Genomic DNA, 19,450 nt, shown 5'->3' on the forward strand with positions numbered 1-19,450 from the left:
GAGATTTGTTCTGTGGCTACAGGTACCGTGAAGTGGTTCAACCCGACCAAGGGTTATGGGTTCATCCAGCCCGACAACGGCGGCAAGGATGTTTTCGTACACATCTCGGCCGTCGAGAAAGCGGGTCTGAGCAGCCTCAACGAGGGTGGTAAGGTGAGCTACGAAGAAACGAACAACCGGGGCAAGACGTCCGCGGAAAACCTCAGAGTAGGCTGAGCTTCGCCTCTGGGAACAAGTGGCAACGCCAGGAGACGTCATTTGGCGTTAGGTTGCTCCCGACCGGGAGCTTAGTGGCGACGCCGGCGCCCCCAGCGCCGGGGTCGCTTTTCGTTTGTCAGGACATCCAGCCTATAGACAACCCGGCTTCAGCCGCATTGACCGCAAGAGATTATCCAGTCCATTTCCGTTGCAGTCGACAGTACGGATCGGCTTTTCGACGTTTGCGGCTTGATAGGGTTTGCTGCTGGCGAGGCGATTTCTCTTTTTCAGTTTCGGACCGGTCGCTTCATGCCGATGTCGAGCGACGACACGAGCGGCAGGAGGCTCCAGGATGGTTTTCGTTTGCGGGGCAGGTGCCGGCGGTACCGGTGCGATTGGTGCTGGCTGTATCGCGGGGCCGCTCGTTGTGGAGCCTATCGTCCCTTGCTCTGGGACGAGCGAAAGCCGATCGGCCTTCTTAGCGCGCTCCGCCACTGGATACTCGACGGACGGTGCCGGCGCCGGATCTCCCGCGAGCGCATTAACTGCACCCATACCGGCAAAGCCAATTATTCCCACCGCCAAAATCCGGACCCACATAATTGATCCCTGGCCAAACGCAGCGAACCTCGCATCCAACTAAGCTACGATGATCAGGTGATGTGAGCCAATAGCTTAGGTTAAGCGGGCCAGGCCATGCAACGAGATGCCTGCCCAGTCCCAGGCATTTGCTTTGGCACCGCGATACCCTAACCGGCGTCGGGCTCTTTGTGATTTGCCACGGCTTCATTGACCGTCCGACGGTCAAGCTGATCTTCTGGGGAAAGTCGGGAAACGGGACGCCAGATCTCTACGGGGATTGCCTGATGATTCTCAGGCGGCCTCTCAGTCCATTCCCACCATATAGCTGGTTTTCCAACGTAGCCCAGACCCTGGTCACTAGGCCAATGTTGCGAATAATAGCATCATGCTCGATCTGAAGACGCCGGAGCATTTCCTTTGTTTTGGGGTCTTCGCGATCCAATGACATGGCGTCATACCCTATGGACAAAGACAAGGAACTAGCGGGCACAAAGAGGCTAATCGATGCGCCAATTGATGCTCGCCGCTATCGCGCTACTGATCGGGACGCGCGAGATACCTGTGGTCGAGGTTTGGATGCCGACGTAGGCGACTTCATCTCTTCGCAGCGAGCTACATGCGTCATCCCCTAGCGGTCGATCAGACCTCGCAGGATAGCTTCCGCGCGCGCAGAGACAGCGGTGTAGTGCTGCGCGGCCTTGATGGACTTTCGCCGCTCCGGGTCATTTTTGGCAATGTCGGGATCAGCTAAGAGGCGTTTCAGCCGCGCCCTGCGCCACGCCTGCACGCGACGGAGGCGCCGCAGGATCACCGTCTCTATCCTATCGACGCGTACAACCTTGCTCGCCATTCTCGCCTCTCGCCCGGGTTGTGAGCCTAACGCAACTCGCCGCGCGGAGGGAAGAGGTTCCCGGCATCTTACGGACTAGTAGCCCAAACATTTGCCTGAGTGCTGAGCTGCGCCAGGCCGTCGACGCCATGCCGAAGACCAACCATGTGACCTTCCTGCGCACCGAGCGCGGCGGCTCGAATGCGCGGGCGTGCTCCATCAATCGGCAGGGGCGGGCCGCGTCAGCACCCCAGCAGCGCTGACTCGACTTATGCTGCGTTGGGACCCTGCTTGTGCTGCGCAATCGGTAAAACGCTTTTCAAGAGTAGCAATGGTTCCCTTGAGATTGTCGCGCCGTCCGTTCAGGGACTTTGCCAAAATCGAATACCTCGCGTCGGATTGGTCGAAAATCCCCGAGCGCCCTTCTTCGGCCGCGATGTCGGATTCGATCAGTTGGCAGGTGCGGACAAGATCGGCCAAAATCTTGCTGATGATTGTCAACTCTCGTAATGAGCTTTCGCGGGCCGTCTCAAAATGATGATGCATATTCATTTGCGTGCTCCGAATGTCTGAGTGCGCACATCGAGAACCGCTCTCGCCGAACAGTTCACACGCGCATCGCAAGTTGTCTGCCAACATGGGCCCGTGAGAATACGGACGAGGGAACCGCACGCGGGATTGCTGGCGAACGCATCATTGGTCGCAGCGGGAAAACGGCCCCAGCGCGGGGGTAGCGCTAAGGCCAAGCAACTCGGTTACTCGATCAATCCTAAACCCCGCCCGGCCGCCGTCATCTGCTCACACGGGGTACCGGAGTGTGCTTTCCGAACGCAAGCTCAGCGAACTCTTCATCCCGCGGCAGACCAGGCTCGGTTAGTACCCCAAGGCGTGGACTATCTCCCCGCCTAAGGGCGCTATTTATGGAAAACCCGGGGATTGACGGCCGAAAATGCGCAAAACCGCTGCTTCCGTCTTGACCCTCCAAAACTGCTTGTTCTAATTTTGTTCTTGTTGGTAGGCGGGGCCGATTCTGCCGGGCCGCAGCCCTCTTTAAATGACAACAGCAGCCGCCCACCCGGCCAGGAAACATGCACGAAATCATCTGTCCCCACTGTGACAAGGCCTTCAAGGTCGATGAATCCGGTTATGCGGAGATCCTGAAGCAGGTTCGTGACGCCGATTTCGTCAGGCAGCTGCACGAGCGGCTGGAATTGGCCGAGCGTGACAAGCAGAGCGCTGTTGAATTGGCCAAGGCCCAGGTGAGTAACGATGTGCAGAAGACCACGGCCGCCAAAGATGCCGAAATCCAGGAGTTGAAGGCCAGGCTTGAGGGGAGTGAGGTCGCCCAGAAGCTCGCCGTTAAAGAAGCGCTCAGTGCCGTGGAAAAGGACCGTGACAGGCTCGCCAACGCGCTTGCCGAGTCCGAGCGCGAAAAGAAAGCAGCCTCGGAGCTTGCTGAAGCGCTTCTGGCCAGTGAGCAGCACAAAATTTCCGCTGCTAAGGAAAAAGAAATCCAGGAGCTGAAGGCCAAGGTCCAGGCCGTCGAGGTTGAGAAGAAGCTCGCGGTCACCGAGGCGGTCGGTGCCATCGAAAAAGAGCGCGATGAGCTGAAGAACGGCATCAAGCAGGTGCAGCTTCAAAAGCAGCTCTCCGAGCAATCGCTCAAGGACAAGTACGAAACGCAGATCAAGGATCGCGATGACACGATCGAGCGTTTGAAGGACATGAAGGCCCGCCTCTCGACCAAGATGGTCGGCGAGACCCTCGAACAGCACTGCGAGACCGAGTTCAACCGGGTGCGGTCGATGGCCTTTCCGCGGGCGTACTTCGAGAAGGACAACGACGCGCGGACCGGCAGCAAGGGCGATTACATCTTCCGGGACTCGGACGATGCCGGCACCGAGGTCGTCTCGATCATGTTCGAGATGAAGAACGAAAGCGACAAAACCGCGACGAAAAGCAAGAACGAGGACTTCCTCAAGGAGCTCGACCGGGACCGGACCGAGAAGGGCTGCGAGTACGCTGTGCTGGTCTCACTGCTCGAGCCTGACAGTGAGCTCTACAACGCGGGAATCGTCGACGTCTTTCACCGTTATCGGAAGATGTACGTGATCCGGCCGCAGTTCTTCCTGCCCATGATCACGCTGCTGCGGAATGCGGCGATCAACTCGTTGAAGTACAAGACAGAGCTGGCGCTCGTCAGGGCCCAGAATATCGACATCACGCAGTTTGAAAGCCAGCTTGAGACGTTCAAGAACGGGTTCGCCAAGAACTACGATCTCGCCTCCAGGCACTTCCAGACGGCGATCAGCGAGATCGACAAGTCCATCGACCATCTGCAGAAGACAAAGGACGCCCTGATTGGCGCAGACCGCAATCTGCGCCTCGCGAATGACAAGGCGCAGGATGTGACGATCAAGAAGTTGACCCGGGGGAATCCCACCATGGCAGCCAAATTCGCGGAGCTAAAAAGCTCCCCTGCTGAAGCCGCAGAGTGAGCCAGCCGAAGGCCAGGCAGAACACATCGTGACGTAAAATCGTGCAACCACATCCAAGCCAATTTCGCGCACAAGCCATGCAAAGGCCATTCGGTAAGTGCAGGCTTTCCACGGAGGCAAACAACTGTGGATGATCGAGGAGGCTCGAAGGCTTGGCTTGCTGTTGTAGATGGCATGTTCCCAATCAGAGCGGGCATGGCGAACCAAACGTTTAGCACCAAAGGGTTTGTGTTCTTGCAATGAAGCTGTGATACAAGCCGCTCCTCATTTAAACGGAGCCATTTCATGGCGAAGAAGGCAACGAAGAAGCGCGTTAAGCGGCGCGAGTGGACTGCGGCAGATATCAGGGAATTGAAGGCCCATTCAAAGGCGCGGACTCCGGTCACCAAAATCTCAAAGCTGACCAAACGTACAGTCGGCGCGCTGCGCCAGAAGGCGTTGCATCTCGGAATCGGGCTAGGTCATCAACGATAGCGGTGGAGGAGGGAAAGGTACCCGCGAGGGTAAGATCGCGGGCGGCAGATGCTACGGTTACGATCCGCGCTACAGCCCGGCGTGCGGGTCGCCGCGCTCTCGCTGAGGATCGCTGCATGACGTTTGACGCGATCGAGTCCCGCGCAATTGCAGCCATCCGGAGCGCTGACCATTTCACCGCGTCCCTGTTTATCGGACGCGGTCAATACCTGATCGAAAGGCGCCACACGGTGCTCGCGGCGATGCAAGCCGCCCGCGAGATCGAAACCGATCCGCGCCTGCACCCGGCGCGCGCTCAATTATGCCGTTGCGGCCGACGGTCATGCGACTTTGCTGACTGCAGAGCTAATCGCCAAACATCTCGCGGCGGCGTACGTCGAGGCATGCACGCCTTGTCACAGCGACAAGCCCGACGTGAAGCGGCATCGCCCAGGGTTGCCGTAACGTTTGCCGCGCGCCGGAAATTGGAACTCATGCGGACGCAAAGCTCTGCATCTTACGCATGCGCGTTATGAAACTGAGGCTCGCGGTCTACTTGCAACTATTTCCCGATCATGCTGAAAGCAAAATCTGGCACTCGGCGGTCGCGAGCATTTGGAGTTTGATGCAAGTGATTAGGATGTTGGTGCGCGTAGCGAACCTCAGATGTTGAGACCTTTCCGCGCCGCTCGGTATCGAGAGGGCGGCGGATTCCTCACAGCGGGTTACCCGCAGTGACACGTCCTGGCGCAATAAGTAACCGTCTTCTAGCAGCCCTGCCGGCGGCGGACTTCGACCTCTTGGCGCCCGAGCTGGCGACGGTCGCGCTCGATCAAGACGCGGTCCTCGCGCAAGCGGGTGACCAGATCGAGCATGTCTTCTTCCCTTATAGCGGCGCTATCTCGCTGATGTTCGAGATGGCAAACGGAGAGACGGTCGCCAGCGCCGCGGTCGGGCGCGAGGGGGCGGTCGGCATTCTTTCCCTGCTCGGGCCATCACCTTCGGCCGTTACAGCGACAGCAGTCGTGCGCGCGACAGGCACCGCCGCCCGCATCCCCGCATCGCGATTTCACGCCGCTTTCACCCGGAGTCCCGCTATCCGGAACGCGGTCCAGATTCACCTCAGGGCGTTGTTGATGCAGTTTCAGATCGGCACGGCTTGCAATGCGCTGCATCCAGTCGAAGCCCGCCTGGCTCGCTGGCTGCTGCATTTTCGCGACCACATCGACCACGACATGCTCCCGATCACGCAGGAGGCGCTGTCGCAAATGCTCGGTGTGCGACGAACGACGGTGACGCTCCTGATGCGCAATCTGCGTGCGTCCGGAGGGATCAGAGCTGATCGACGCGGCCTGATCGAGATCGACCGATCGCGGCTGGCGGCGATGGCGTGCGAATGTCACAGCACGTTGCGCCTCGAACTCGAGGAGATCTTTCTCAAGTAGCACGGCCCGACCGCGTGTTTTGCCCGATGATGCAGTAGGTGATGCCATGTGAGCCGTCCTTTCCATACGGCCGCCTAGGAAAGGTCAAGCGCACGTCCCGATTATTTACGCCATCGCGCCCGACGGTCACGCCACGCTGCTGACCGCCGCGCTCATTGCAAAACTGCTTTCCCTCAAATCGTAAGGAGTCCGAACGGGCTTGCCTATCGACGCAGCGAACTCGATTGGGTCAACGGCGATCAGAAGGGCGTTGTTTTCTTGCGACATCGCGACAAACGAAAGAAGTCCGATCCTAACCCGGCGTCTTTTGACTAAGTCTGTTGTATTCGCGCAACCCTCCTTCCGCTCCGCAGCGATACTCTTTCCTCACCTCACAGGGTGACCCATGTTCGACGTATATCTGAATAACAAACGTGATCTGCTGGTCGTAAGAGAGGGTTTCCCAATACATCTCACAGGTACGTCAGGCCGATGGAGGAGGAAGCGGAAGGCTTCCAGCGTCAGTGACGAGATTAGGTCGGCTGTGGAGAGTCAAGGCTACTACATGCGGAAGCTGTGCGAGTTGAAGGCGAATTAGCGACCTAGTCTGCGGTGAGCGCGGCATGCGCAATCTCTATTCGGATCGCGAAAGCGGCCAAGGTGCCTGAGCTGTTCGCTCGAAAACGATCGCCGCAAGGAGGCCGCTGACTCTACCGTCAGCGCCCCCGGCCCAGGCTCAAATTTCTTCGAGATGAAAGCTCTGCCACCTGGGTCGGCCCGCATCGAGCGCCGCCACCGCAGCTTTGTGGAGTCCAAGGAGCTGGGTGTATCGTTACGACAACGATCGGACGTCGGCGACTAGTAGTGGTGCGCTCACTTCTGGCGCTCCTTGACGCCAACATGTCGAACTAATGGACGTGCGACTTGGGAGCAACCCCACGTTCAACGCGCTTTTCTTCAGGCACTCATTTTGATTATACGACCGTGCTCCCTTCCCGTGGGATCGACCGCGAGATCAAGTCACCTCTTCGAGCGAGATGATTCCGTCCCGTCGTGGCGACCGCACTGCTCCCCTCCGTTGGCTTCGTGCCGATGAGGTTGGCCACGGGGTGGGGGCCGAGATGCAAAAGTCGCTTGCCACCGTGATCACAGGCTGATGATCGCGACGCTGTTGACGGCTGTAGTGTTGCCGGCGCTCTATTCGAGGTTCGCCAGACCGCTAGGAGTCAAGCGAGCCAATGAACGAATCGGCATGCAACGGGCGGCCGAATGGTCGGTAGCCCAGTCATTCTGACCGTTCTGCTGCAATTCGATCGAGGCGTAGCCGATGTCGATGATCGGTCAGCAGGTGTGCGCCACCCAGGACGGCGGCCAGCGTTCCCAACCCGGTCCCGCCGGCAATCAGGAACATGATTAGCAATTGATATTTTACGGCATCGACCGGCTCGACGCCCGCGAGAATCTGGCCAGTCATCATCCCTGGCAATGATACGAGGCCGATCGCCGCCATGCTGTTCATGATCGGCATGAAGCCGCTTCTCAAGGCGTCCCGTATGATCGGCAGCAGGGCTTGGTGTCGGGTGCCGCCGAGTGCAAGGCAAGCTTCTACGGCGGCTCGTTCGCGCACCAGGCTATTTGTCAGCACGTCCAAGCCCAGGCTTATTCCAGTCATGGTGTTGCCCAGGATCATGCCCAGCAAAGGCAGCGCGTAGCGCGGATGATACCAAGGATCGGGGCGTAGTTCCGTCAGAAGGGCGAACATCGTGACGGTACCGGCGGCGAGCAGCGTGCATCCGGCGCCCAGGCCATATTTCCAAACGCCCGGAAGGCGCCGCTTGTGCCTCGCGACGATTTCCCGAGATGCGAAGAGAACCATGATGACGGCTGCAAGGGCTGTCCAAAGGGGCGACACCGCGGCAAACGGGAACATCAGCACGTATCCAACGAGGACGAGCTGAACCACCATGCGCATTGTCGCGATGGCCAGTTGCTTCTCAAGCTTGAGGCGGAGAGCAAGCGAGAGAACGCCGTCCATGACGACGAGGAGCGCGGGGAGGGCCAGATCACCGTACGAAAGCTGGATGTAGGTCACGGCCGGTTTTCCTCGATGCAACCATCGGGGCCCATCACGAATATCCTCGACCCGACGCGGCGGGCTTGAGCGTTGTCGTGCGTGCTCCAGATGACGCTCGTTCCATTCGCAATGCGTTCGGCGATCAGGGATTCCACGGCCGCGGCGGATGCCGAGTCGAGCGCCGAGGTTGGCTCGTCCAGCAGAAGCACCCGCGATCGCAGCATGAGCGCCCGCACAAGCCCCAAACGTTGTCTCTCACCGGTCGAAAGCCTTTGGATCGGCCAAGGTCCGCAGCCGTCCGGAAGCCCCAGGCGCGTGACCAGCGGCAGGGCATCATCCCAGGTCGTGAAGTGCTCGTGCACAGTGTCGGACCACCAGCCGGGCTCGGCGGCGAGATAGGTCACTCGCTTTCGCCAGGCGGGACCGGACATCGCCTCTCTCAGCGTTCCGTCGAGCTTGACCGTTCCTTCGTTGGGATCGAGGTCCGCGATGGAGCGAAGCAGCAGAGTCTTCCCGACCCCAGAAGGCCCTTGCAGGGCGACGCATTCGCCGTCCTGCAAGTCGAAGGACACGGAGATGTGCAAGCGCTTGAGGCCGCTGACCGTCAGCATGCGTCAAAGCTGCAGCCGATCGGCAACGCGCCTGGCGATCTCCGCCGGCGCCTCGTCCGGGTAGGGATGCACCGAGCTGACGTTGATCTCGCCGAGCACGTAGCTGTCGCTCCCGTCGGCCTGGATGGGGCCGAGCAGGAAGTCGGCGTCCCAGATCGCGGGCAGGTCACCTCGCGCAATATCCAGCAGCGAGGTTAGCTGCGGCGTCCACTCATTTTCCATCAACCGACGCAGCCGCTGGAAGCGCGGGTCGGCATTGGACGTATAGAGCCGCGGCCCGGCCTCGGAACGTGCTGCCGGCGAGTCGACGAGAGCTTTGACTTTGTGATGGCCAAAGCCGGCGCAGCGATCGCCTGCCATATAGCAGCGCACGACGCCTTCGGTCAGGCGAGGCTGGAACGGTTGGTCGATCACACTGCCGTTTTCGAAATACTCGGCGCAGCGACGAAGGAAATCATCCAGCGTTAGTTCCTCTGGCGCGTCCTTGGTCGCGTCCAGCACCCTTATCATGGGGGAAGTCGGCAACCTCTCGACCTTCCAGACGCCTTGGCCTCCGTTACCCCGGTTGCGCTTGATCACGCGGGGACCTGTAGCGAGCCGCGGCGGCAACTCCGTGCGCATCGCCTCGGCGGTTTGATATAACGCCGTGTCGCTTCCCCATCCCATCGAGCGGGTACGATAGAGCACCTCCTTGGTGCCCATCTTGAGGATGACATCGGGATGGGCACTCACCCAGGCGCCCCGAGCGGCGACGTCGCGCAGCAGGGCGTCGAGACTGACGCGATTTCGGCCGTCCTGGATTGGATTGACCCAGACGAGGACGCCGTCGACCGCGAGCAATTGCCCGCGGACCTCCTCGGCAAAGCTTTCGTCGTAAATCGCCGGGCGGGCCTCTACGCCAGCCGCGGCAAGTGCTTCGAAGACGCGGACGAAGCGGCTGTTTTGTGGGGTCGTGTCCCGACGCACAGTTGCGTCGCCTCGCGAGAGGATAGCTATGGTGGGTCGGCGAGATGGTTGTCGTTCGGTGTCCATGCGCAAGCTCCACGTGTTGCGTGCTGCGCAGAGCTTGGACCGAAGTCTCACGGGGAGTCTGCTTAATCCCCTCCAAGACATTCTACGGTGATCGTTCTGACGGTTCAAGCTGGCGGCAAATGGTGCTCATTCAATGTCTGCTACCCGGTTCGGAGCGTGTCCCTGCGACCCGCGACCGCTTTCGGGATGGTTCCTAAGAAAGAATAAATTCTTTGTGACGTTCTTTGGATGAGGGCTTGATCGAGCCCGACAATGCCGCGGTTGACAGCCCTGCCGGCAGGGTTTTTATTCGAGTTTCGGGGATTTGCGATCTCCCCGCGAGGCGACATGCCCAAGAATCGCGTCCTGTTCACCAAGGGCGCAGCATGTCTTCTTACACCTCAATTTCGACCGAGAAACTCTCCCGTCTCGTCGGCACGGCCAGCGCGCCGGCGCTCATCGATGTTCGCATCGATGAAGACTTTTCGGCCGATCCACGACTGATACCGGGCGCGGTTCGTCGATCCCATCTCGATGTCCAAAACTGGGCCTCAAGCATGACCGGCCAGTCGGTCGTTGTCGTCTGCAACAGGGGCCAGAAGCTCAGTGAAGGCACGGCTGCCTGGCTCCGGTCCGCGAGCATTGCAGCTGAGGTCCTGGAGGGCGGTCACCGGGGCTGGGCGGCGGCAGAATTACCGACCGTCCCCGCCGATAGGATTCCGAAACGCGACGGTCGGGGCCGCACGGTCTGGGTGACGCGCTCGCGTCCCAAGCTCGATCGCATCGCGTGCCCGTGGCTGATCCGCCGCTTCATCGATCCCACTGCGGTGTTCCTCTATGTCACGGCCTCGGAAGTCCCGGATGTCGCCGAACGCTTCGGCGCCACGCCGTTCGACATCGAGAACGTGTACTGGAGCCATCGTGGTGAACTCTGCACCTTCGATGTGATGGTGAAGGAGTTGTGCCTCTCGACACCGGCGCTGGAGCGGCTGGCTACCATGGCGCGCGCCGCCGACACCGCACGGCCCCATCTCTCTCCGGAAGCGTCCGGCTTGCTCGCAGCCTCGCTCGGATTGTCGCGCATGTTCGACGACGATCTCGAACAGCTGAGTGCCGGCATGCTGCTGTACGACGCATTCTACCGCTGGTGCCGCGACGCGACCAAGGAGACCACAACTGGCCGACCAACAAGGTCAAGGCGTGACCTACGTCGGACACTTCACCTGGGGCAGGGACAACCAGGAGAACGATCATGCGGAAACACGCACTTTTGTCTGCAACGCTGTTGCTCGCCATCGCCAGCGGCAGCCCGCCAGCGCACGCACTCACCCAGGATGAGCTCATCGCCAAAATTCAGGCGGCCGGTTACTCGAAGGTCCGCGACGTCAAGTCGACTGCCGAGGGCACGACTGCAATGGCGGTCAAGGACGGCAAGCAAGTCCACCTCGTGATCGACAGCAGCGGCCAGATCAAGCAGCGGGATTGAGCTCACAATGACGAATCTGAGAACGATTGCCTGGCTGACGTGTCTGCTGCCAGGCGTAGCCCTGTCGGCACCAGCCAACGAAGCGGCCGTGCAGCAGGAGCCGATCGCAGCGCTGACCGTCGGCGCAGTCGCTCGACCGCCCGCGACCGAAACGTTGCGTGGTGTGGTCAATAGCGTCGACCAGAGCCAAAACATCATCGAGATTCGGCTATCCACGGACAGGGAGGAGGGTTTCAAGGTGCAGGACGGCCTGATCTTCGACGCTGTCCGCTTTGGCGATCCCGTCACGATTTCGGTGCAAACCATCTCAGGCGCACGAACCATCGTGCGCCTGTTGAAGGAATAGGAAGGCGGGGGCCTTTCGCCGCCGCGGCGATCGCGCCCCGGCTTCCGAACCACCTGCAAGGAGGAATTCAATGCGAAAAACAATCTCGGCTTTCATTGGCGCCGGCTGCTGCCTGCTTGCCTCGACCGCCATTGGGCAGACCTTCGACTGGAAAATCTTCAGCGAGCCATTCATCGCGTCGGCGCGAGCGCAGAGCGTCGACTGGCAGAAGACTGACGAAACCTTGGGCCGCAAGGCTGCCGTCTCGGACGACGTGCATCGCTATGGATTTGCGCGCACTGACCTCTCGGTGACCCTGGATGGCGTCACCATCAAGCCCGCCTTGGCGCTTGGCGGCTGGGTGGCGTTCAAGCCGGCGCATGGTGGCGTCATGGTGATGGGCGATCTGGTGCTGCTGGAGACCGAGATCAATCCGGTGATGGCCAAGATGATCGCGGGTGGACTCGAGATTACGGCCGTTCACAATCATCTGCTGCGCGCCAGTCCCGCAACCTTCTACATGCACGTCGCTGGCCACGGCGATCCCGCCAAAATCGCCGCGGCGATCCGTGACGGGCTCGCCGAAAGCAGGACACCGCTGACGAGTTCGCCTCCGGCAAGCCCGCCTCCCGCGATCGATCTGGACACGGCGCAGCTCGACCAGATCATCGGTGTTAAGGGGCAGGCCAATGGCGGTGTCTATCAGTTCGGCGTCAAACGGACTGACCCGATCAAGGAAGCCGGCGTGCTGCTCACCCCGGTCGGTCCAATGGGCGTCGCAACCGGGATCAACTTCCAGCCGACCGGCGGCGGCAAGGCCGCGATCACCGGCGACTTCGTGCTGACCGGCGAGGAGGTCAATCCCGTGATCACGGCGCTGCGCACGCATGGCATCGAGGTGACGGCGCTGCACAGCCACATGCTCGATGAGGAGCCGCGGCTGTTCTTCATGCACTTCTGGGCCAATGACGATGCCATCAAGCTCGCCAAGGGTCTGCGCGCTGCGCTGGACAAGACCGCAAGCGCCAAAGGGTGACGCGACAAAGGGGGATCAAGCGATGCGAACGGTCATGATCGTGTTCATGTTTGCAGCCGGATTTCTGGCGAGCATGGACGCTGCTATCGGCGAGTCCAGCTGCAAGGTCTGCGCCGATCAGCAGAAGGCCTGCATGAAGAATTACGCGGGACCGACCTGCAAATCCGAGTATCAGATGTGCATGAAGTCCTGCAAGAAATGACAGCAGCGGTCGCCCGCATCGGGATGCCTCCGATACTGGCCGTTCTTGCCGTGTTGGCCGGCGGTCTAGCGTCGGACTACGCGGCCGCAGCGGACGCGCGGAAGCTCTCTGGCGCACAGATCAAAGCCAGATTTGCGGGAATGCAGCTCACGGATGAGGTGCATTATCGCTTCGTCTACGAGCGGGACGGCACGCTGAGAAGCTATTCGATGGGAACGAAGAAGGTCGGAAAATGGTCCATCGAAAAGGACGAGCTGTACCTTTGGCTCGGCGAGAATGATGACGGCTGTTACGCGGTGACGCTCAGGGGCGAGCGTCTGGAATTGGTGCCATCAGGGCTCGGGGTTGCATTCGACGGAATCGTCGAACCCGCAGATCACAACTAACGGGGCAAGACTGTGACGACGACAACGACAACCGAACGCGGTGGAATGGGCGAACTCGTCCGCTATTTTCTGCGGCTGGGCTTTCTCGGCTTCGGCGGGCCTGTCGCGCTGGTCGGCCAGATGGAGCGCGAGCTGGTCGATGACAAGAAGTGGCTGACCAAGGAGCAGATGCGCGAGGCCATCGCTATCTGCCAGTCGCTCCCAGGGCCGCTCGCGATCCAGGTCGGCATCTTCATTGCGTATCTGCGCTGCGGCTTCTGGGGGGCGTGGGCTGGCGGCTGGGCCTTCATCCTGCCGAACTTCGTCATCGTCGCCGCGCTCGGCGCGCTCTACGTCTACCTGGGAGACCTACAGCCGGTCACCGCCGTCTTCTACGGCGTCAGCCCGGCGGTGATCGCGCTGATCCTGCATTCCTGCTACCGGCTCGCCAAGCTCGGTATGGAGGATTGGCTGCAATGGGCGATTGCCGCGGTTTGCCTGGCCGTGACCGTGATCCTGCAGGCCGAGGTCGCGCTGCTGTTCATCGGGGCCGGGATCGTCGGCATCATCTATTACGGCAACATCAAGCGTCCGCCGGTCGCCCTGCAACTCGCGGTGATTCCGGCCGCGGCGCCCGCGGCTGCCCCGGTTGTGACCGGTTCGACGCTGGGCAAGCTACTGCTGTTTTTCCTCAAGGCGGGCTCGCTCACCTTCGGCAGCGGCCTCGTCATCGTTCCCTTCCTCGAGCAGGGGCTCGTCCAGCAATATGGCTGGCTCAACGAGCGCGAATTCCTGGTGGCCGTTGCGATCGGCATGATGAGCCCCGGGCCGGTCGTGATCACCGCAACCTTTGTCGGCTATCTCGTCGCAGGATTTTGGGGCTCGCTGATCTCCACCATCGGCATCTTCCTGCCGTCCTTCCTGATCGTCCTGATCGTGGCGCCTCTGCTGGCGCGGCACCGGAAGAATCCGAACGTGCAGGGGTTTGTGAGAGGCGCCTATGCGGCGGCGATCGGAACGATTCTTGGCGCGTGCTTCCTTCTCGGCAAGGTCGCGATCGGCGACTGGCTGACCGCGTTCGTCGGAATCCTTTCGCTCGCGGTGTTGTTCCGTTGGAAGGTCAACAACCCCTTGCTCATCGTCGTCACGGCGATGGTCGGGCTAGTTGCCTATCCGATCCTGCAGCCGGCATGGGTGCTGACCGGGCTGAAATGAGGTCATGACGATGCGGACACTGGGAAGGGACGTCTTGATATGGTTGCGCCTTGCAGCCGTTTCCTGTGCGCTCCTGATGTCACTGGTTCCATCCGCGCGGGCGGACGAGGCGAACACGATAGTCTTCGTCTGCCAGCACGGCGTGGTGAACAGCCAGATGGCCGCGGCCTATTTCAACAAGGCGGCGCAGGAGCGCGGTCTGCCATTCAGGGCCGTCTCGCGCGGCATCGACCTCTATCGGTCGGTGCCGGTACGGGTTCAGGACGGCCTCGCGCTCGATGGCCTGGAGGTGGCCAATCCGCCGCAGCAAATGACCATGGACGACGCCGCCGCGGCGGGCCGGGTTGTGGCCTTTGATCAGGTCCCGGCGGAGCAGCGGGGGGAGGCCAACGTAACTTACTGGTCGGGCATTCCACTTGGCATCAACGATTATGAAGCAACCCGCGACCAGATCGTTCAGCGCATCGACGCGCTTATTCCGACACTGACGGCTGCAGCTCAACCGGCAGAAGACAAGGCGCCTCTCCAACTCGAGATAAAAATCTTGCTCGGAGAGGTGCGTGGCCGAATCGATCATTTGGCCGTCGACCTGAAGCGACAGCGATTGTTCGTGGCCGAGCTTGGCAATGACAGCATCGCTATCGTCGATCTCGCCGCCCACAGCCTGTTCCGAACGATTGCCGGTATGGATCAACCCCAGGGCGTCGGCTATGAGCCCTCGAGCGACACCCTGTATGTCGCCAATGCTCGCGACGGATCGGTACGGCTGTTCGAGGGCAACGACTACAAGGCGATCGGCCGGATAGAACTCGGCAGCGACGCGGATAACATCCGGATCGATACGGCGGCCAGGCGCGTGGTGGTCGGTTATGGCGATGGTGGCCTCGCCGTCCTCGATCCGTCGACCCGCGCCCACGTTCGTAACATGCCGCTGCGGGCGCATCCGGAGAGCTTCCAGATAGAGCCGGACAGTGGACGCATCTTTGTCAACCTGCCTGAGGTGCGTGCGGTCGCAGTGGTGGAAGGCGCCTCCGGGAAGCTGCTCGCCAGCTGGCCCTTGGACAAGGGCGGCAATTACGCGATGACCGTCGATCGCAGCCGTGGTCGTGTCCTTCTGGCATACCGCAGTCCCGCTGAATTGGCTGGCTTCTCGATGGACGGAAAACTGGTGGCGCATGCGGAAACATGCGGCGACGTCGACGATCTCTTCGTCGATGCAAAGCGGGAGCGCGTCTATGTGAGCTGCGGCGCCGGATACGTCGATGTCTTTGAAATCGATGGATCGGCCTATCGACGCGCCGCACGCTTGCCAACGGCAACGGGCGCGCGAACGTCGCTCTTCGTGCCGGAGATGGATCGCTTATTTGTGGCAGTCCGTACGGGCCCCGCTGGGCCGGCGGCGATCTGGGTGTTCAAGCCAATGCCTTGAAGTCGATTTCATGGGGAGACGGCGCATGTGCAGATGTGGCCAAAGCCCTGGCAGGTCCCCGGGATACCTTGCGCGGGGCAGCATTGTCGCGTTCGGCCTGCTCGTCCTGTCCGCCCCCGCAGCCGCCTATCGTCCTTTCGACGGGACCGATGCTGCTGTCGCAAAGAAAGGGGAGATGGAGATCGAACTGCAACCCTCGGGACGTTTGCGCGATCAGAGCGGGACTAGCCTGATCGCACCGGCCGCGGTCATCAACTACGGACTGACCGAGGATTGGGAGGCCGTCTTCGAAGGCCAGGAGCAAACGCCTCTCTCGCCGAGCGGTCCGACGACCCTGACGGCCGCCGGCGCATTTCTCAAGCATGTGGTCGTGCCGGGCAGCCTGCAGGACAAGACGGGTCCCAGCATCGCGACAGAATTTGGCGTTCTCCTTCCCGATAGCACCGGCAGCTCAGGTGTCGGCGCCAGCTTCGCCACGATCGTCTCGCAGCGCTGGGATTGGGGCACCGTCCACCTGAATGCCGAGACAGCCGTGACCCGCGACCATCATGGCGACGTCTTCCTGGGCGCGATCATTGAAGGCCCTTCAACGTGGACGGTCCGCCCGGTTGCCGAGCTCTTTTACGAGAACGAGTTTGGTAAGCAGGAGACGGTCTCCGGACTCGTCGGGCTTATCTATCGCGTGCGGGACGATCTCAGCTTCGACGTCGCATTCCGCCACGCGCTCACCGGCGGACACCCGGTGAATGAAGTTCGCGCGGGCCTAACCTTCGGTTTTCCGCTGTCCTTCTTCGAAGGTCATGCAGCGCGGCAGTCGTCGCCGATGCCGTCGAGATAGCTTACTGGCGATCCGGGGTCGTTGGATGGGCTCGCCAATCGCGGCCGAGAAGCGACATGGCTCTAGGGTATCCGCGCTAGATAACGGGCAACGGCTGAGACATTCGTCCAACTCAGATGGCAACTCCGGCCAGCAAGAAAGCGCCGCCAAGCGCGACCATCACAAGTCCAGGCCAATTCGATTTGATGCCGAAGCCGCTAGCCGGCCTTTCAGGCTCCAGCGTGCCACGCCCGGAGCGAAGCCACCTTCCACCGCTCAGTCGGCCTCGCCAGATTGGCTGATATGCCATCTGGAGCACGCCGCCGAAAACAAGGAGCACACCAAGCCATATGAGGGTCATGCTCGCCTCCTGCAGCTGTGAATGCCAACAGGTTGCTCCGCCGGGAACCGTGGTCCGTTCAACGTCTTTCGCCGCTCTCGGAATTAGAACGATCTTCAAAACCGTCGGACGCGCCAGCGGGCCGCACATAGGCTGGGGATCACGCATCCAGCTCAGTCGTCGTCTGGCTCGCGCACGACCGGCGATTCGTCGGTTCTGTTCTCGTCGTCGTCTTGCTCTTCGTCCTCTTCGTCGTCATCCGGATCTCGGGGTGGCATCGTATTGCCCATGATAGCGAAGACATGCCGCTCGATCCTGGTAGAAACTACCTCGGGGAGTTGTTGGGTCATGTTGTTGCTCCTCGGATGCGACCCCGGGGGCACTTTACCCCTTTTTCGGAGGGGCAAACACGGAATTGGCGACCGGGGTGGAAGAGGATCCCGGTCAGACGACCTTTGCTTTGGGGCGGCATACCAATCTGATACCCGCCGTGAACGGCGACTCTTTCGGCTCGGCGCCGCAGGGCGGGAGAGGCCTTCGCTGGAGAGCGGGGCCGCGGCGGGATCTGGAGGAGTATTTCGACGAGATCCAAGACGTCAAAGTCACCGAGGACATGCTCGATCTCGTCAAGTACATCGTCAACTAGAAGTCCGGGCGGTTCGAGCCCGAAAAGTTCGAGAACCAGTACCAAACCGCGCTGATCGACCTCATCAACCAGAAGCGAGCCGGCAAGCCGATCACCCCGAGCGAGCGGTCGCGCGGCGGAAACGTCGTCGATCTAATGGAGGCGCTACGCCGGAGCGTCGGCGCGCTGCGGCCGAGACCAAGCCTCCCAGGAAACCGGCCAAGAAGCGCACAAGGCGGCGGTCAGCCAGAAGGCAATGCTGATGCCCGATCGCGGGCAAGAAGTAGGCGAAGGAGGCAGAAGCCGGGGGCCAAGCCGCCGCGGAGGTTTGCGCAGCGCCTTCGCTCGCGAGCCAGGAACTCGGTGATCTGCGGACTGTTGCCGTGGCGAACGACAGGAGAATTCGCATGCGAACCGCTAAATGCCGATTGGGGCTGTCGCAGTTGCATTCCTGTCCGGTATGGCCGCAGGCTTCGGCGACACCGTGACGATATCCATCTTGAGTCGGACAAATTCGTTGGCGAGGCTCGGCAGGCGCGCGGATTGCCGGTCTGCAAACCGCCAATTGAGGAAGCGGTTCTGGCCGCCCCTCCAGCTGAACTTGCGCAGCTCTCGGTGAAAAGCCTCCAGGAGGCGCCTGCCAAAGTTGCTCCAGCCTTCCTGCTGGGCGCAGATCCCCACAGGCAGCGCAGCAGTCGGGTGCTGCCCGGGTTTGATCTTGATCAAGTTAAGCAGCGTCGCTGCCAAGATCATCGTCAGGACACCGCTAACGCTGAGCGCGATCTGCATCGCCAACCCATCCGAAATGTCGAGCAGCGCCAGAAAGCTGGCTAGCGTAAGCAGAACGCCAAGGCAGTATATTGGCAACGAGCTCTTGCCACACAGAATCGCGCCGCGCATTACTGCTGTCGTCAGTGCGCGCCGATTTGGAGGCACCAGCCGTACAACCAAAATCGCAAGAGCCAAAAAATGCAACAGTCGCAATGGATCGAGATTGGATTTGTCCATAGGGTACAGCAATTTCAGCAGCCCCTGCGGGACCTGTCCGTCCAGCGAGCTGATCCTCCAGCTCAATGCGATGATGAGACTGAACACCAGATAGAAGACGGCAGGTACAAGCGCCGCGCGTGACGTGACCCACGGCCGCACTCTCTCGCCCTCGATCATCCACCAGGCGCCAAGTACAGCAAGCAGCTGCCAAGCCAACGGATTGAACGCCCAGTGGCCGCTGGGCCATGCCGGCATAGTCCAGCCGAACACTTGCACGAAGGCATAAAGCGCTATCGAGACCCCAAGCGTGATGTTCGGCAGTCGCAGTAGTAGCCACAGCAAGGGCGCAAACAAGAGATGAAGAAGCACGAAGATCGGCAACACGTCGGTATTGACTGGACAGTATTGTAGGATCGCGGCGTGCACTAGCGTTGCGCCCGGCTGATCTAACAGAATGCGCGTATTGCTCTCGTCAGCAAGGCGGCCCCCGCCTGCCAGGTACACCAAGATGACGCAGGCGAGCGTGAGCAGCAAAAATGCGGCATAGATATCCCAGCTTCGCCGCAGCGTTCGGCTGATCACGCCGGTCCAGCCGTCGCGGTGTCGTATCTTGCCGTACGCCAGCGCGCAGGTCACACCGGAGACGAACATGAACACTTCCGCAGCATCGCTGAAGCCGTAATTCCGGAGCGTCAGCCAACTTCCGATGTTGTTGGGGACATGGTCCAGAAAGATGCACCAGAGCGCGATGCCGCGGCAGGCATCGATTCGCAGATCACGGCCTGAGGCTGCCAGCTCCGGCAGCGCGCTTGCCAATGGCTTCGGGGTAACAGTTCGATCATGCATCTGCTTGCCCCATCCGGCGTGCAAGCACGCTTCAAGAGGAACGAACAAGGAGGGACTGAAAATGACAAAATCGCCGCCAAACTGCCGCAACGTA

20 protein-coding genes and 1 pseudogene are annotated in these 19,450 nt (G+C 60.9%); 14 read left to right on the forward strand and 7 right to left on the reverse strand.

Annotated elements, in window-relative coordinates; genetic code table 11:
• The first annotated feature begins 12 nt into the window (after positions 1-12).
• Positions 13-216 carry a cold-shock protein gene (locus AC628_RS15270; RefSeq protein WP_074127666.1) on the forward strand — a complete coding sequence of 68 codons (204 nt, stop codon included), beginning with the start codon at positions 13-15 and terminating at the stop codon, positions 214-216.
• A gap of 1,192 nt (positions 217-1,408) precedes the next feature.
• Here AC628_RS15270 and AC628_RS15275 read toward each other — a convergent pair.
• Together AC628_RS15275 and AC628_RS42105 are read right to left on the reverse strand one after the other, a co-directional pair.
• Positions 1,409-1,630 carry a hypothetical protein gene (locus tag AC628_RS15275; protein ID WP_074127616.1) on the reverse strand — a complete coding sequence of 74 codons (222 nt, stop codon included), beginning with the start codon at positions 1,628-1,630 and terminating at the stop codon, positions 1,409-1,411.
• A gap of 198 nt (positions 1,631-1,828) precedes the next feature.
• Complete coding sequence (locus AC628_RS42105) at positions 1,829-2,161, reverse strand: hypothetical protein (protein ID WP_210190212.1); 333 nt, start codon at positions 2,159-2,161, stop codon at positions 1,829-1,831.
• A gap of 536 nt (positions 2,162-2,697) precedes the next feature.
• On the opposite strand from AC628_RS42105, the gene AC628_RS15280 reads away from it, so the two are divergent.
• The 3 genes from AC628_RS15280 (at position 2,698) to AC628_RS15290 (ending at position 6,005) form a co-directional block, all read left to right on the forward strand.
• Positions 2,698-4,107, forward strand: coding sequence for a DUF2130 domain-containing protein (locus AC628_RS15280; protein ID WP_074127617.1), 1,410 nt, complete (start codon positions 2,698-2,700; stop codon positions 4,105-4,107).
• Between the two features lie 285 nt (positions 4,108-4,392).
• Positions 4,393-4,581, forward strand: coding sequence for a hypothetical protein (locus AC628_RS15285; RefSeq protein WP_074127618.1), 189 nt, complete (start codon positions 4,393-4,395; stop codon positions 4,579-4,581).
• Between the two features lie 779 nt (positions 4,582-5,360).
• Entirely contained in the window at positions 5,361-6,005 is a 645-nt protein-coding gene (locus AC628_RS15290) for a Crp/Fnr family transcriptional regulator (RefSeq protein ID WP_245321182.1), read from the forward strand.
• Between the two features lie 1,264 nt (positions 6,006-7,269).
• Here AC628_RS15290 and AC628_RS15300 read toward each other — a convergent pair.
• The 3 genes from AC628_RS15300 to AC628_RS15310 are packed head-to-tail and all read right to left on the reverse strand — an operon-like array spanning position 7,270 to position 9,701.
• Positions 7,270-8,076: an ABC transporter permease gene (locus AC628_RS15300; protein WP_074127620.1), complete on the reverse strand. Its 807-nt coding sequence runs from the start codon at positions 8,074-8,076 to the stop codon at positions 7,270-7,272.
• On the reverse strand, positions 8,073-8,669 hold the full coding sequence (locus tag AC628_RS15305) for an ABC transporter ATP-binding protein (protein WP_074127621.1): 597 nt from the start codon (positions 8,667-8,669) through the stop codon (positions 8,073-8,075). The genes AC628_RS15300 and AC628_RS15305 overlap by 4 nt, the downstream gene beginning before the upstream one ends.
• A 3-nt stretch (positions 8,670-8,672) precedes the next feature.
• Positions 8,673-9,701, reverse strand: coding sequence for a Cj0069 family protein (locus tag AC628_RS15310; protein WP_074127622.1), 1,029 nt, complete (start codon positions 9,699-9,701; stop codon positions 8,673-8,675).
• 365 nt (positions 9,702-10,066) lie between these two features.
• Between AC628_RS15310 and AC628_RS15315 the strand changes: the two are divergent.
• From AC628_RS15315 to AC628_RS15355, 9 genes and pseudogenes are all read left to right on the forward strand, one after another.
• Positions 10,067-10,884 (forward strand): annotated as a pseudogene (locus tag AC628_RS15315) (chromate resistance protein ChrB domain-containing protein).
• A 48-nt stretch (positions 10,885-10,932) separates the two neighbouring features.
• Positions 10,933-11,166 carry a PepSY domain-containing protein gene (locus AC628_RS15320; RefSeq protein ID WP_074127623.1) on the forward strand — a complete coding sequence of 78 codons (234 nt, stop codon included), beginning with the start codon at positions 10,933-10,935 and terminating at the stop codon, positions 11,164-11,166.
• An 88-nt stretch (positions 11,167-11,254) separates the two neighbouring features.
• Positions 11,255-11,512 carry a hypothetical protein gene (locus tag AC628_RS15325; protein WP_245321183.1) on the forward strand — a complete coding sequence of 86 codons (258 nt, stop codon included), beginning with the start codon at positions 11,255-11,257 and terminating at the stop codon, positions 11,510-11,512.
• A gap of 70 nt (positions 11,513-11,582) precedes the next feature.
• The gene (locus tag AC628_RS15330) at positions 11,583-12,527 is read left to right on the forward strand and encodes a DUF1259 domain-containing protein (RefSeq protein ID WP_074127625.1); all 945 of its coding nucleotides are present in this window, start codon (positions 11,583-11,585) and stop codon (positions 12,525-12,527) included.
• A gap of 22 nt (positions 12,528-12,549) precedes the next feature.
• Entirely contained in the window at positions 12,550-12,729 is a 180-nt protein-coding gene (locus AC628_RS15335) for a hypothetical protein (RefSeq protein WP_074127626.1), read from the forward strand.
• Positions 12,705-13,115 carry a hypothetical protein gene (locus AC628_RS15340; RefSeq protein ID WP_143201615.1) on the forward strand — a complete coding sequence of 137 codons (411 nt, stop codon included), beginning with the start codon at positions 12,705-12,707 and terminating at the stop codon, positions 13,113-13,115. Before AC628_RS15335 ends, AC628_RS15340 begins: the two co-directional genes overlap by 25 nt.
• A 45-nt stretch (positions 13,116-13,160) precedes the next feature.
• Entirely contained in the window at positions 13,161-14,309 is a 1,149-nt protein-coding gene (gene chrA / locus AC628_RS15345) for a chromate efflux transporter (RefSeq protein ID WP_074127628.1), read from the forward strand.
• Positions 14,310-14,385: 76 nt separating this feature from the next.
• Entirely contained in the window at positions 14,386-15,738 is a 1,353-nt protein-coding gene (locus tag AC628_RS15350; RefSeq protein WP_245321184.1) for an arsenate reductase/protein-tyrosine-phosphatase family protein, read from the forward strand.
• A 175-nt stretch (positions 15,739-15,913) separates the two neighbouring features.
• Positions 15,914-16,576 (forward strand): hypothetical protein, encoded by a 663-nt coding sequence (locus AC628_RS15355; RefSeq protein ID WP_245321185.1) that lies wholly within the window; start codon positions 15,914-15,916, stop codon positions 16,574-16,576.
• Between the two features lie 492 nt (positions 16,577-17,068).
• Here the strand turns inward: AC628_RS15355 and AC628_RS43995 are convergent, their stop codons facing one another.
• Positions 17,069-17,245 carry a hypothetical protein gene (locus AC628_RS43995; protein ID WP_168193381.1) on the reverse strand — a complete coding sequence of 59 codons (177 nt, stop codon included), beginning with the start codon at positions 17,243-17,245 and terminating at the stop codon, positions 17,069-17,071.
• A gap of 77 nt (positions 17,246-17,322) precedes the next feature.
• On the opposite strand from AC628_RS43995, the gene AC628_RS46145 reads away from it, so the two are divergent.
• Positions 17,323-17,541 (forward strand): hypothetical protein, encoded by a 219-nt coding sequence (locus tag AC628_RS46145; protein ID WP_502689735.1) that lies wholly within the window; start codon positions 17,323-17,325, stop codon positions 17,539-17,541.
• Positions 17,542-17,937: 396 nt separating this feature from the next.
• Here the strand turns inward: AC628_RS46145 and AC628_RS15370 are convergent, their stop codons facing one another.
• Complete coding sequence (locus AC628_RS15370) at positions 17,938-19,446, reverse strand: OpgC domain-containing protein (protein ID WP_245321186.1); 1,509 nt, start codon at positions 19,444-19,446, stop codon at positions 17,938-17,940.
• Between the last annotated feature and the right edge of the window lie 4 nt (positions 19,447-19,450).

This window comes from Bradyrhizobium sp. NAS96.2, from assembly GCF_001908235.1.
Taxonomy (GTDB): Bacteria; Pseudomonadota; Alphaproteobacteria; order Rhizobiales; family Xanthobacteraceae; genus Bradyrhizobium.